The organism is Prosthecobacter sp. (genome assembly GCF_029946185.1).
Classification (GTDB): domain Bacteria; phylum Verrucomicrobiota; class Verrucomicrobiia; order Verrucomicrobiales; family Verrucomicrobiaceae; genus Prosthecobacter.
On the sequence record NZ_JAQSEA010000187.1, the window covers coordinates 1,684 to 18,325 of the forward strand.

General features: G+C 59.7%; 1 protein-coding gene. It reads left to right on the plus strand.

What is annotated here, in order from left to right; all coding sequences use genetic code 11:
- On the plus strand, positions 1–16,642 hold a 16,642-nt coding region (locus PSV43_RS16170; RefSeq protein ID WP_300199519.1), incomplete at both ends, for a FlgD immunoglobulin-like domain containing protein.

Genomic DNA, 16,642 nt, shown 5'->3' on the forward strand with positions numbered 1-16,642 from the left:
CGTCTTCAAGATCTCCATCGCAGGTGCGGCGGACTACAATCTGCTCGATATTGCCCGCGCCCATGTCGAGGCCACTCTGACACTCAGCTTCGCCTCCGACAGCTTCACGGTGACTCTGGCCAATGGTTCCTTCAGTCTGCCAGACATCCAGACCGATCCTCTGGGCACTGCGGCAGGGGAGATCACCATCAAGCGGGAAAGCGATGGCACCGTCAATGTCTGGGGCGGATTCCTTCTCGTGCCGAATGGCGAGTTTCTGGAACCTTGGGGCATCACCGTCGGCGGGCAGTTCTTCATCAAGCTCAACACATCGGGCGAGCTGAAGAAAGTGACTCTCATCATCTCGGGTGGCCCGCTTGTGCTCGATCTCGCTCCGGAATCCTTCAGCATCTTCATCATCGGCCACGCTGACTTTATCATCGCCGGGGTGAAAGTCTTCCGGGTGGATGGTACTCTGGCGATCGACATCAACAAGGATCACCTCTCCATCTTTGTGAGCGCCGACCTGCTGCTCGGGCCTGATTCGGACAATCCCATCTTCTCCTACAATGCGGTGGGTTTGATCTACGTGCAGTTCGGCGCCAACGCGGGATTCGCTGCCAAGCTCACCCTCAGTCAGGGCAGCAAAGCCATTCCAGGTCTGGTTATCGGCGCGAAGTGGCTGCTCGTGATGAACACCACGGGCGTTGAGATCACCTATGAGATCCCCACGCCTTTGGTCACCACGCCACCAAGTCCGCCGGTGCCCACGGTGAAGGGTCCTGATTTCAATTCAGCGGACCCACTCGCCACCGTCAGCTATGAGACCATTATTGGTGGCAAGCGCATGCTGGTCATCCCTGGTGGCAAACCTGCCAACGGCCTTGCCGACTACCGCACGTGGACACCCGTTGTAAACAGCGCCTACCTGGTCATCATCGGACGCGGCAGCATCACGCTCGCGGATGTCTTCACGCTTACGGGCACCATGAACGTCGTGGCCGAGATCGGTGGCGGCGCTGTCAGCTTCACCATGGAAGTGAAGGCGACCATGGCCGTCAAGCTGAACGGCAACACCGTCTTCTCCTTCCTCGCGGAAGGCGGCATCCAGATCAGCAATGCAGGCGTCGCGGCGGCTATCAGCCTGAACTTCTCCGCAGGCTTCACTCTTCCATCCAGCCTCGGCTTCGACCTGACGGCCTCGTTCCAGCTCCAGATCAATACCACCAGCGCGGCGGTCACGCTGGCCGGCATCACCATTCCAAAGGGAGACAGCGGCTTCTTCGCCCGGATTCATGCGGTGGGTCACCTCAAGTTCCTCGGCGGTGCGCTGGACCTTGACGGTACGTTCGACATCACCGTGACCGGATCGAGTCTGACCGTTGCCCTCGGCGCCAACCTGTCCTTCTTCGGCGCGACGTTCAGTGTGAGCGGCTTTGCCGGAATCTATTACGACTCCAATCCGGGTCTGGCCCTCAGTCTCAAGTTCACCGGTAATGTTTCACCTGCTGCCAGTTTCAAAATCACCGGCAAGTTCCAGCTCATGATCAATACGAGCCGCGTGGCCCGCACGGACACCGCCACGGGAGAGGTCATCGCAGCCAATTTCTTCCGCATCGGAGTCACTGATGTCGATGTGAACCTGTTTGGGTTCAAGCTGACCGGTGGCCTCGTCATCGAGATCTCCAGCGCTGGCTTCAGCATTCCGCATTTCGATCTCACCCTCGATTTCTTCGGCGTCATCAATCTCAACGTCACCGGCTACTTCCTGGTCAATGGGGACTACAGCTTCACGGCAGCGGCGACGCTGACCTTCCTTGATCCAGATGTCTTCGGCTTCCAGGGCCAGATCTGGGTGGCGTTCTCCAACAAGAGCATCTCCTTCACCGACATCAACGGCATCAGCACCAACACGGGTGCAGGATTCGCCGGTGGCCTGGCAGGCAAGTTCGGTGCCTTCGGCATCAAGATCAAAGCCTCTGGAATCTTCGCCATCGACAATGGCTACCTGAAGACCAAGGTTTACCTGTCGCTGGAAATCACACCGGCATTCTCTTTCCGAATTTGGACGCCGTGGAAGACCTACACCGTCCACGTTCCTGCTCTGGTCATCTCCGGGAATTGGACGAAGACCTGGGGCGCTCTGGACCTGAATCCGCCGCCGCCACCACCTATCCTCGCGAGCCAGTCGGGAGATACACTCACTCTCAATATCGGGATCGATGCCGGTGTCCGTGGGTCCCTGTACGGCGCTCAGGATGAGAGCTACACGCTCACCAAAAATTCAAACGGGGGAATCATCGTCAGCGCGCTCGGCTTTGACAGTGATCCTTTCTACGGCGTGACCAAGATCGTGGTCCGGGACACGGGCAACACCAACAACTTCATCTCCATCGACGACAGCATCACTGCCACGGTGAAGATCAACGAAGGCAAGACCGTCACGGGAACCAACCGCTTCTTCATGGGAGGGGGCGCGGCGACTGTCCAAGGCGGCAGTGGCAGTACCACCGTCAAGTACGGTCCCGGCGGCGGAGCCTTCATCGCAGGCTCCGGACTGAGCAAGGTCACCGACAACTCGGGTGGGCAGGTCACGGTCTATGCCCCCGGCTGGGCGAACTACAATCTCAGCGATGGCAGCCTCAACTATGGCGACGGCGTCACCCTCAACACAGTCACCTTTGAAGGCGTCAAGAACGTGGTGCTCAACGGTGCGGTCAATGCCACCTATGAGACTAGCAGTCTGCCTGATCCGACCACGGGCAAAGCAACCCCCTGGACCGGCAACGCGACCTTCAATGCCAACGGTGCCACCAGCCTCATCCGCTCGAGCACTTCCACGAACCTGACTTTGACAAATATCCTGCTGCAGGAGTCGGGTGCCTCCATCACACTTTCCAATCTCGCCATTGCTGAACTCTACGGTAGCAGCGCCAACAACACCTTCACCATCTCCGGGTGGTCAGGCTCAGGCCTCATCGATGGCAGTGGCGGCACGGATACGATCGTGGCAGCCAACAACGCCAATTTCACTCTGTCCAACACCACGCTGGGTCGTTCCGGCACGGGCGGCTTCACGCTGACTTCCATCGAAGTGGCCAAGCTCACCGGTGGTGCCAGTGCCAACAGCTTCACTGTCAGCGGCTGGACCGGCAGCGCAACGATCGACGGCGCTGGCGGTACCGACTCCTACACCGTCAGTGTCACGGGCTCCGGCAGCGGCAACGTGACGATCAACGACTCGGGCGCGGGTGCGGGCGACACGCTCACGGTCAATGGCACCTCCGCTGCAAATTTGATCGCGATCACGGGCTCGCGTGTTTCCGTCGGCGTCGAGGTCGTCAACTACTCCAATATCGAGTCTCTCACGGTCAACGGTCTCGGTGGCAACGACACCTTCAACATCACCGCAGCCGTGATCCCGACGACGGTCAATGGCGGTTCTGGCAACGACATCTTCACCGTGACCGCTAACACCGGCGGACTCACCATCAACGGCTTCGACGGAGTCGATACGATCACGATCAACACCAATTCCGCCACCCTCACGGTCAACGCTGGCAGCGGGAATGACATTGTCACCGTGAACGCCAGTTCCGCAGCTTTCATCATCAACGGGGATGACGATGACGACACCATCACGGTCAACAGTTCGGCCGCCGCTTTCGCCATCAATGGCGGGAATGGGAACGACTCGATCAACATCCGCGCAGCGGCGATGGATTCCACGATCAACACCGGCACCGGCACCAACACGGTCAATGTGGGCACCACCAATCTTCCGACCCCAGGCGACGTCAACTCCATCAATGGCAGGCTCACGATTACTGGCAGCGGCAGCGATACGCTCAACGTCAATGACGCCGGTGACAGCGTGGTTGGGACTTTGATCCTCACCGCCAGACTGCTCACCGGCATTGGCATGGGCGCTAATGCCGGGAACAAGGGCATCGACTACACAGGCTTCGATGCGCTGATTATCTCCCTGGGGGCCGGACTGACCACGGCGACCATCCGCAGCACAAACTCCACCACCACCACGACGCTCAACACTGGCACCGGTTCGGCGGCAGTGACCGTGGGCGGTTCCGAAGTCGGCACTGGCGTGAATCTCAATGCAATCAGTGGCAAACTCATCATCAACGGTCAGGGCGCGAACGACACACTTACCCTCAACGACACGGGTGATACTGCTGCCAATATCGGTCTGATCACCAGCACGCGGATCACCGGCCTCGGCATGGGCGCAGATGATGTAGCCAAGGGCATCCAATACACTGGAATCGAAGACCTGTTCGTCAGCCTGGGCAGCGGTGCAGACATCGTCACCATCAACAGCTCGCACAGCACGCGGACAACGGTCAATCTGGGCGTCGGTGGCCTGAACAAAGTTTACGTGGGCAGCACCTACAGCGGACTGGCCAGCAGTGACATCGTCACAGGTGCTTTGGTTCCACCGGTCACCACGTCAAGGCTGAACCAGATCGCCGGACATCTGACGCTCAACGGGGAGGCTGCAAGCAACGAGATCTATCTGGATAACAGCGGCGATACGCTGGCTGGATCGGGTGCGCTGACCGCCACGGAGTTTACCCACACCGCCATGACCGGCAGTGGCATCACCTATTCGTCCTTCAGCAAGATCTCCCTCTGGCTGGGCGACGGCAATGATCAGTTCTTCCTCGACAGCACGCCTGCCGGTTCCGTCACGACGATCAGTACGGGCAACGAAACGTCCGTGGACAACCAGATCAACGACATCATCAACATACGCAGCATCGGTGGTTTTACCACGGTCAATGCAGGCACTGGCAATGACGTCATCCGCGTCAACTACGACCGCGGCGGGCTTCAAACCTATGAGAATGGTCTTCTTTCCGCGACTTTGGCGCTGAACGGTGGAGCAGGCAGTGATCTCTATGAAATCGGCCTGGCCGGATATGGTTCGACGGTGATCCGCGTCACCGACAATGCAGTGGCTGGACCGAACCGGATGAAAGTCTACGGCACGCCACGGAAAGACTTCTTCCTGTTCCGTCCGAACGTCATCGCTGCCGTGGGCATTGATGCGCAGGGCAACCTCACAGGACTCGCGGAGCGCATCAACTACGACTCCTCCATCAATGACATCGCCGTCTATGGCGGCGATGAGGACGACACCTTCGTTCTCGACGACACCAGCTCGCCGCTGACGCTTTATGGCGAAGCGGGCAATGACAAATTCCAGATCGGTCAGATCTTCGCGGCACCTCGCCATCCTTCCGATCTGCCAGCGGGCTCCGAACTGGCGTTGTATGACTCCACGGACGACTACAAGAACTTCCGCGACGCGACGGGCCTCGCTGCCTCCGACTTCTTCCGCACCACGCTGACGACCCAGGGCTACCTCAGCAACGGCAATGGCAAGGGCAATCCGACCACCATCTACGGCGGCATTGGCAGTGACACCTTCACAGTTTACAGCAACAAGGCGGACCTCTACCTCTATGGGGAAGAGGACGACGACACCTTCACCGTGCGCGCCTTCGTCAAGGTCGATCCGGCCGATTCGAAAGCTCCGTTCACGAACATCAATGGCGGCCAGGGTGCGGACTTTATTTCCTACACCGTCAATGCACCGGTGAACATTGAAGGCGGTGATGGCTTTGACACACTCACCGTCATCGGCACCGAGTACGGCGATGATTTCGTCATCACTGAAAAGGGCATTCTGGGAGCAGGCTTGTTCGTTCGCTACGGCGGTATTGAAAAAGTCGTGGTGGATGCCCTGGAGGGCAATGACACCTTTTTCATCCAAAGCACCTCCGATGCCGTGGCCATCGAAGTGGTGGGCGGTCTGGGCAGTGACACCTTCCACGTCGGTGGCGGCAACAATGGCGATGCAATCACCGTCGTGGCCAATGATCTGCTCGGACACAGCGGCCTGATCTTGAATCAGACCACCAGCGCCGATGCACGCTATCAGGCGATTTTCGCCCAGGGCATCTCTGTCAATGTCGCAGACAACGAAGAAGCCGGGTTGGTGATCACCCTGGTGAACGGGCCGCTCATGGTCTTCGAAAATCCGCTCATGGCCGGCTATCAGGTATCTCAGTATGCCATTGTCCTCACGCGCTCGCCTGAAGAGGCCGTTCTGGTCACTGCCGTGCCGGTCCTCCCGAAACGCAGCGAAGTCGCCGCCGGTGGCAACGGAGTGGCGGTGAATGGCAAACTCGATGGCGTCACTCTGGTGTTTGACCGCACCAACTGGTTCATCCCTCAGTATGTCACCGTGACAGCGCCGGACGACTCTCTCGCTGAAGGACCACGACAGATTTTGATCCAGCACAGCGTGCAGCAGGGTGGCAGCGCCGATGACGGCGGCGCTTATGACAAGATCAACGTGCCAACAGTGATCGCACAGGTGGTGGATGACGATGCCGCAGGCGTCGTGGTGCTCACCGGCCCGGACAAGGCGGTCGTGGCAGAGCAGGGGGCCTCCGCCGCCTTCTACGACTACTACGTGGTGCTGACCCGTGCGCCGACGGCCAACGTTCTGGTGAATATCATTCACGACACGCAAGTGGTCACCTCGGCGACGCAGCTGACCTTCACTGCCGCCAACTGGAATGAGCCGCAGAAGGTCCGGGTGACTGCCTCCCCCGACTCGCTGGACGAAGGCTTCCACTACTCGCGCATCACGCATGAGATCGATGCCACCACGACCAGCGCGGACTACTTTGCTCTCACGCTGAATGACGTGACGATCGGACTCGCATCGAAAGTGGAAGGTGATGTTGCGGCTCAGTTTAACGTGACGGCAGATGCCGCAGGCCATGTGCTCACCATCACTCGTGCAGGTGGCGGCCTGATCGACGCCCGCAGTCTTTCCGGCGGCAACGTCACCATCGGCGGTACGGCGACTACGGCCCTGGACGTGAAGAACATTCTCTTCAGCGGCACACCGGTGCAGAATCAAACATGGAGCATCACGCTTGACAGCGGTGCGCTGGGTGGTCCGAAGAGCTTTGTCTCTCTGGTGGGGGCGCAAGATCAGTCCCTCTCGGCCATCTCGCGCGCCTTGCGTGACGCCATCAATGGCAGCGGCGACTACAATGCCTCGCTTCTGGGCGATACCTTGATCGTCCGCAGCCTCAATGGCAACCCGCTCACCGTCTCCGTTGCAGGCCCTGCCGGAGCCATGACCGTGCAAAATGTTCTGGTCTACGCCAATCTCACGCTGACCTTCTCCGGTGCAGTCCCCGTCGGCGGCACTTGGAGCGTGATGCTGGATGGCCAGGTCTTCTCCTATGTGGCTGGCTCGAATGGCGAAAGCAGAGACGTCGGGTCGGTGGACGTGAAGATTGCTGACAACAACGTCGCTGGCGTGCTCGTCCGCGAGACTCTCGGTTCCACCTCCGTCATCGAACCGAGCGATCTGATCCTCCTCGGCGGCGGCCAGATCACGGCGGTTCTTGATAGCGTGGTCTTGCTGGATGTGACGCTGGCTCCCACAAGCCCCGCCATCGTGGCCGGAGTATCGATTTCGACTCTGAATCTTCAGGCAAGCGACATCAAGGCAACCATCAGCGGGACTGCGGTCTGGCTGCAAGTCGTCGTGAGTCTGGATGACAACGTGGCTGCCTATCCGACCTGGGAACTCTCTCTCACCCGCGACTCCGTTGTTTCCACCTACACGGTCTCATCTCAGGGCCTTACCAATAAGATCGATCTGGCGAACGCACTGAAAACCGCCATCACCACCGGCGGTCTCTACAACGCCACCGTCGATCCCACCACGGGCCTGCTGACCATCTCGGACACGAATGCCGTGAAGCTGGGATTCACCGCTCGCATGACTCAGGGCAGGGCATCCTTTGGCGGACTAGCCGGATGGCGTCAGCTGAACATCGCGCTCTCAGGAACTCCCGTGGTAGGCGACAAGATCTCCATCACCCTCTCGACTTACGGCGGCGCCACCTCAACTTACACCGCTGCTGTCACCCCAACGACGAACACACTGAGCCTGCTGGCTGACAAGCTGGTGGCCGACATCACCACCACCCCACCGGCTGGTTTCCCGGCCTCACCCTACACGGTGCAGAAGAAGACCGTGACACGCTTCGTCGGAGACTTCGGCACCTCGGTCATGAATGAGACCGCCAGCCATGACAATGCTTTCAATGCCCAGCCCATCGACTTCGGCAGCTGGGGCACGAGCTACAATCCTGAAATCGACAACTCGCTCATCCCTCATCTGACGATCACCGGCACAGGCAATGGCGAGACAGACTTCTACAAATTTGAAATCACTCAGGCGATGCTCGATCGCGCCACCTTGGCTGGTGTGACTGGCATCAATGCCGTCTTCGACATCGACCACGGCTACGAGAACTACGGCGTCTATTGGGCTTCTCAGCTTCGTCTCTACAAGTTGGTGCCTGATGCCGGTGGTGCCTTGGTCCCGACGCTCGTTGCGGTCAGTGACGAGTTGAATCCAGTGCTGGATCCCGGCAGCATCACCCAGCTCGACGGCAAGCTCTCGAAGACACTCACCACGGCAGGCACCTATCTGGTGGAAGTGATCAACTGGCTCGGGCCCAAGGTTGAAGTCAGTCATTCAATCGGTCTGCCAAAGGGAGTCAGCTATGATCTGAATATCTCCCTCCCTTACCACGAGACGGCCAGCTTTACCTTCGCCCCTTATCCGGTCCTGGAAAACGAAAGCCTGCAAGACGCCTCCCAGCAAAACTCCGGCTCCACATCCGGATCAGCCGCTCAGGACATCAACAGCCCCGGCCTCTGGTTTACCTTTGATAACGCTGACATCGGCGATGGCTCCACCATCACCTCCGCAGTCCCCTACGTAACCATTCTCGGCTCCGGAAACGGAACCTATGACGAGTACCGCTTCGTCATCACGGAAGAGATGCTCAACCGCCCGGCCGGCAGCTTCACAGGCAGTTTCAATGACAACGCGAACCACGACTACTACTCTCTGGTGGCTGTGACGCTGAAGGGCGCAGTCGCTGTCGGAGATCAGTGGACGGTGGAAATCAATGGCCGCCAGTTCTCCTACACCGCCGTGCAGGGTGATACCCTCACCCAGGTGGCTGCGGGTATTCAGGCAGACTTTGAATCCGTCATCAGCAGCTTCACCGGCGGCGCAGTTCCGACCTACACCCTGGTGGCAGATGCAGGTTCCCTGACGATCACCGACCCGAACGGCTTCTGGATCAAGCTGGTTCAGAAAATCGCCTCGGCCGGAACCGTGACCAATCAGGTCTCCACAGTTTCCAGTGTGTCCTTTGACATCGTGAACCTCGCTCTGGGCGGCACACCTCATCTTGGTGAGACTTGGTCCGTGCTGATCAATGGCACTGCCACCCCTTACAGCCTCACTCTCAGCACCGCTCTGACGCTTGACGAACTCGGGCAGGCTCTTGCTGAGCTCGATGGCAGCGTGGCCGCAGGCGCAGCCACCTACAATTCGACCACTCACACGCTGACCATCACCGGTTTGGGTGGAGCAAACGTCGCCTTCGCCGTCACAGGCACGAATCCCACCGGCACCGCCGTCATCAGCGGCACGGCGGTACAGAATGCCGCTGCAAACGTCACCCCAGGTTCGCCCACCACCGTTGAGAGCCTGGCAGTGACCCAGGCTGAGATCCGTTTCGGTGGCACCGTGCAACACAACCAGATCTGGACCCTCACGCTGACTGATGCGGGTGGCACGGTGACCAGCACTTCGACTGTGGGTCAGAGCAACGGCACCGTCGAAACTCTGGCTCAGGTGATCGCTCACTTCTCGGCAGCTGCAGGCTACACACTGGCTCCCAAAGCGCCGGGCAGTGACACGCTGACCATTGTTCGCACCAGCGGATTTGCGAACGTCCCATTCACCGTGAACGTCACCGTCGCTGCGGCTCCTTCTGGCGGGTCGCAGACGACGACCGGGACCGCAAGCTACTACTCTCTGGTCAACATCACCTTCACCGGAACGCCTATGCTCGGTGAGACCTGGTCCGTGCGCGTCACGCAGGCTGACGGCACGACGATCAACACCTATGACTACGTAGTCGGCGATTCGGATGGAAACGGAAGCGTTGACTCCGATGGCGATCTGGTTGGATCCGACGGCTTGAATCTCACTGACATTGCTGAAGGCCTGAAGCGGGCGATTGGCGGCATCGCCACCCGCACGGGCAGCGTTCTGACCCTCACCCAGGCAGCGGGCATCAAGGTCGAAATGTTGCCAGTGGTGGCTGCACAGGTCGTGGGAGACATCACTCAAGCCGCAGGCAGCGTGCATTCGATTGTTAACGCGACCATCAGCCTCACGGGCCTCACCGTCAGCACAGGCCAGGCATGGACCCTCACATTGAACGGCGTGGGTTATGTCTTCACGACAGCCTCCACCGGAACGCCAACCATCGATGATGTCGGCAATGCACTGGCCACAGCCGTTCGCAATGACACCACACCGCATGTTCCAGCCGCATTCACGGTCACGTATGCTGCAGGCAAGCTGACCATCACCAGCGACAATGCGGACTTCACGGCATCCCTGAACAACAGCGCTCCTGCAGCAGTCATCGTGCGTGATGCCACAGCCTGGGCGGTGGTGAATCTCGACTTCTCCAGTCTGGCAGCCACCTTGATACCCGGTCAGGTATGGAGCCTCGGGCTCAATGGACAGCCTGAAAAATCCATCACAGTCGGGTCCACGACCACGCTGACAGACATCGCAAGCTACTTTCAAACCCAGTTCGACAGCAACGGGGCATCCGGCTTCACGGTCGTCCAGACCACGGTGGGTGCCGGGCCCACACAGCGCCTGAACATCGTCCGCAACGACGGTTCTTCTTTCACCGCATCCTTCTCAGTTGTTGCCGCTGCAGTTAGCGGAGCAATGAGTGTCGGTACCGGCAGCGTCGTCAGTCACTGGAGCAGCGCAAACATCCAGTTCGCCACCCCAGCTTTGACCAGCGTGAATCTGGGTGACACCTGGCAGCTGGTGCTCACGCGGCCAGACGGCACCGTGGTGGACAGCCTGTCCTACGTGGTGACCAATACAGTCGCGGGCAGCACCATCGATCTCAACGACGTGGCCAAAGGCCTCGCGAACTTGATCACAGGCGCGACCGCCACGGGCTCGGTGCTGAACTTCACGGATGCAACGGGCGTGAAGGCCACACTGACAGTCACAGGGACCACAGTCGCGACGACCGCGCTCATCAGCGGAACCTATCCAGGCCAGTGGTCGCAGACCATCCGCTTCACCGGTGGCGCAGGCGGCGCTTCGACGACGGGAGATGTCTGGGCGCTCATCATTGGCGGGCAGACGATCACGCAGACTGCTTCGGCGAACGGTCTCGGGCAGATTGCGCAAGACTTCTATGACAACCGGTTAACTTCCGCTCTCAACGGTTACGTGGTCACAAATCCAAGCGGCGGCACCGCCCTGACATTCCACAGCTCCACTGGCGCGTTGGTTCCCGTCACGCTCATTCAGCAGACCCGCAATCGCACCACCGAACTGCTCGGCGATACGCCAGCCAATGCCGACAACCTCGACAATCTGCGGCCGCACTACTCCACCGTGATTCTTTCGTTCGATCCGGCTCTCACGGTCACTGAAGGAGACGTCTGGTCCATCAAGCTGAACGGCCACGAGTTTATCTACACCTCCAAGGACGGTGAAACACTCAACAAGGTGGCTGAGGCCTTGAAGGATGAGATCAACGCTTACAGCGACGTCTATGCCGCAACACGCAGCGGCTCCACACTCACGATCACACCGAAAAATCCGGTGACGAGAACCTCGAAGGCATGGTTCACTGGCATGACGGCTGAGGTTTCCGTGGGTGGCGGTGTGGTCAAAGCCCTCTTCGATATTGACCATGGGACAATCCTGCGCGGTGCCGTGGTGGGCGGGTATTGGTGGGCCCCGGTGCTCAATTTCTACACAGACAGCCTCTATCTGGAAATCTTCAGCGCGACCACCGGCCTCCCTGTTGTGGGGATACCCAAGAACATCGGTGTGGCTGCTGGCGGCCTGATCGACTCGGGCAGCTCCAGTGCACTGGATCCCTTCCTCACTCATAACTTCACGGTCGCAGACACCTACATCGTAAGGGTCGGCACGTATCGCCATTTTGATGATGCCAGCATCCCTGACACGTACATCGGAGTCGCGGCCGGCATGTCCTACGAACTCAATGTTTCAGTCCAGCGCCATGACACCAACACGGACGCGATCGAACTCGTGGGCAAACAAATCACCATCGTTGATGGCGGCGGTGTTGGCCAGACTGGGACGATTCTTGCCTACGACGCCAAGAACAACACCTACACGGTGGATCAGGAATGGACGGGCGTGGACAACACCAGCAAGTTCAAAATCGAATACCACCTCCGGGATGAGTTCAGCGGTTATACCCCGGTCGGAGACTCTTACTCCATGGTGCTCACACGCGCTCCTGCGACTGGCACGACTGTCACCATCGACGTGCTGCCACAGATCACCCGGGCCTACAATTCCAATCTCGCCTTCGTCCCTGAAGCCAACTACGGCGAGAGCGCTGGCGTCCAGGTCAATGTGGCCACGCCACGCGTCGTCGTGGAGCTGGCCGGATCCCCGCTTAAGGATCAGATCTGGACCCTGACCCTCAACGGACAGGACTACTCCTACACCGTGCAACTGAACGATGCGCTGGCCGACGTGGCAGCGGGTCTCACCACTGCGATCCATGGCAAGACTCTGGCAGATGCGGAAACCTACCTCGTGGTGCGTGATGGCACAAAGCTGACCATCACCAGCAGTGTGTATCAGGCGCAGATCAACAGCGGTGTGATCGCAGGCGTGGCCACCTCCTTCACCACCGCGTTCTCGATCTCACCTGATGGCAGCGTCGTTGTCAGCAATCCTAACGTCATCGGCGGCTGGAACAGCGCGACGATCGAACTGAAGGGCAGTGTGCAGTCGGGCACCACCTGGACGCTTCGTCTGGATGGGATCAACTACACCTACGTGGCGCAGGACGGCAACACCCTGGCCGATGTCGCCACCGCGCTGCGTGCCTTGCTGCCGGCTGTTTACGGTTCCACACCTGACGCCGTCAATGTTGCCAAGTTCACCGTGGCGCTGACTGACGGCGGCCGCTTCAAGGTCTCATTCACCGTGCTGAACGCCACCCATCTGCGCCCGCAGATTGTGTTCACCGAGACGACTTGGGACACGGCGCAGAATGTTTACGTGACGGCCAGGGACAACAACATCGTCGATGGTGGGGATGCCAAGGTCGTGGCCGCCGTGGAGGCGCGTGTGAACGCCATTCGCGGACCGCTCACCATCAATGGCGGTTTCGTCGTCGGTGCTGACCGCTCGCTGAACAATCCCTTCCTGCTTCCGGGCGAGCTGAACAAGCCGCTGCGCGACGGCAGGATCAGCACCGTGACTGAGTCGAATGGCAATGTCTCCATCACCGACACCTCCGCAGTGCATGTGGACCCGGCTCTTGGCCTGGTCGCCGGATTTGATCCACGCATGAACGGCCACTACTACGGCTTCACGATTCTGGACGGAGATGCCGCCGGTGCATTCATGCGCGTCCTCTCAGTGTCCGCCGACCTGACCACGGTGACATTCGTGGGCGGCTGGCCAAACGGCATCGCTCCGAAAGCCGGTGACTCCTACTTCTACGCGCCGATCAATCCGAACGTGCTCGTCAACGAGGCCGATCAGGTGGACACGCTGATCGTGGACAACTCGGACAGCCCCGCGCACGACGTCGGCACGCTGACCAGCACGCAGCTGACCGGCCTTGGCATGGGTCCGAACACCGTGATCGGCAACCGCACCCTGCTCGGCGGCATCAGCTACTCCAATCTTGAAGTGCTCGACATCAGCCTCGGCTTCGGTAACGACACGCTGACCATCGCCTCCACCCACGAAGGCACCACGATCATCCGCACGGGCGCAGGCAACGATTTGATCAATGTGCAGACCGTCGTGGGACACACCATCCTCGACACCGGCGCAGGCAATGACACAATCAATGTGGGCAGCACGCAGCATCTTCTCAATGAGGTCGGCGGCCTCCTCACCGTCGTGGGCGCTGGTGACACCGATGTCTTGAACGTGGATGACTCCGGTAATCCCGCGAACAGCACCGGAACTCTCACTCCTACGACTCTGACGGGGCTCGGCATGCCGGGCGTGAGTGAAGTTCAGACCGTGTCCATCCAGGCGCTGTCCGGCAGCTTCATGCTGAGTTACGCCGGCTCAAGCGGCACTCTTTTGACAGGTGCCCTGAGTTATGACATCGAGGCGAGCGATCTCCAAAACGCGCTGAACACCCTGTTGGGGTCCACCGGAATCCGCGTTGAAAAATACCGCCAGAGCGCCAAGACCGTCACCTACACCATCACCTTTGGGGGTGATCTGGCCGGGCAAAACATGTCGCAGCTCGCCTGGGGCGAAACCCTGCAGACCACCGGCCTCGCTGCTGGTGCTGATTCCTCGGCAAATGCGGTGGTCGCCACCCTTCGTGAGGGCACCACGCTGCCGCAGGTGAACACCGTGCAAACCTTCACGATCGATGCCATCAGCGGCACGTTCACTCTGCAATTCCAGCTGGATGCCGAAACCGTGGCGGCCATCAAGCGCAGTCTGTCCAAGGCGCTTCCCGCCTATTCCACCGGGATCACATTCTTCGGCGACTCCACGGTCATAACCGCCCCAATCCGTTACGATGTCACGGCGGACGAACTGGCCAAATACCTTGAGCCTATCCTGAATCCGAGCAATGCAGATGGCGGACTGCCGCACACGAGCAACGTGGCAGTTCTCAAGGTCGGCAATGTGTTCCTCGTCACTTTCCAGGGCGCGCATCGCGCGACACGCGTTCACTCCGTTGACACCTCTGCGCTGAATGCAGGCGCCACCATCGAAGTCGCCACCCGCCAGAACGGCATCAACTACTACGGTATCGAAACTCTCACCATCGGACTCGGAACAGGAAATGATGTCTTCAACGTGCAGGGCACCAGCGCGGTGACGAATCTGAACACCGGTGCAGGCGCAGACCAGATCTTCGTCTCCTCCACCGCCAATGCCGGCCAGCTGAATAGCACCATCGGCTTCCAGACCGGCAACGTCATCGCCTTCAGCGGAGATGACCGCCCAGTGCTTGCCTTTGAACTCCCTGAGCCTGCCTCCTCCGTTCAAATCATAGTGCGCGATGCCGCTGGAGCCGTGGTCCGCACCTTGGACCTCACCCTCGCCAGTCTGAATCTTGTCTCGGCCGCATCTGGCTCATATTCGACCCCATGGGATGGCAGAAATGACCAGGAGGATCTTCTGGCCCCGGGTGCCTACAGCTACTCCGTCACCGGCATTCGGGCTGACAACACGAGCTTTGCCGCAGTGACCTCCATGAAGGGCACGCTCGATGCGGTGCAAGGCACGCTAAATATTGATGCTGGCTCCGGGACGAATCTTTTGATGGTCAGCGATGTCGGTTCCCGCGTCGGTGATTCCAGCGTGGTGATGACCAGCAGCCAGATTCGCGGACTCGCTCCGGCGGACATCAATTACAACGCCAGCGGCACCTTTGCCGGCGGCATCACCGTCTGGAGCGGCTACGGCAATGACACCGTCACAGTTTTCAGCACACGCCAGGACACCGGTCCTCTTGTCGGCGGCCTTGCGGTCAGGACCATCACCACACTCAACACCGGGCTTGGAAATGACCATGTCACCGTCGCTCTCGACTCCACCACCGACGGATTCTTTGTCCTCAATACTCAGGGACCGTTTGACCATGACTACCTCGGCACCTCCCGCACGGATGACGATGTCGTGGACGCTTCCGGCTCGTCTCTGCCGCTGGTGATCTTCGGCGGTCAGGGCAAAGACGACATCACAGGTGGCAGCGGTGACGACATCATCTTCGGCGACCGTGGTCGTGTGGAATACACCGATGCGAATTCGAATGTCGTCCAGATTCTTGGCTGGGGCGGGCTGAACGACATCACCGACGGCCTCGCACATCTCGTTGGCAGCATTCGCACGGTCGATCTCGCTGTCGGCAGCAACGACTTCATCAATGCAGGCGAAGGCAGCAACATTGTCTTCGGCGGTGCCAACGGTGGCGGCGCCCTGACGAACCCGCTCGCCTCTTCCTTCGACGGTGACTTCATCCTGACAGGAACCGGCCGCGACATCGTTCTTGGTGACAATGGCCAGCTGACCTTCAATGCCGCAGGAGCCGTGATCATCTACGAAACCACGGACACCCTGGCATCGACCGGTGGCAATGATTTCATCAATGCAGGCAATGGCAACAACACGGTCCTTGGCGGCATGGGCGCGGACACGATCACCACGGGCACTGGCTCCGACACAATTCTGGGAGACAACGGCATCGTCCGGATGGACACGAACGGCGTGGATTTCGCCTCAGTGGCGACCTACACTAAGCCGACTCTGACCGACCTCGGCGGCAACGACATCATCACCTCCGGCGACGACACGAAGATTGTCCTCGGCGGCGACGGCGAAGACATCATCAATCTCGGCGTCGGCAACCACATCGTCCTCGGCGACAACGGCCTCGCCACCTACGTGGCACTCGGCCAGACCGGAGCCGGCAATGTGCTGCGCTTTGAAACCACC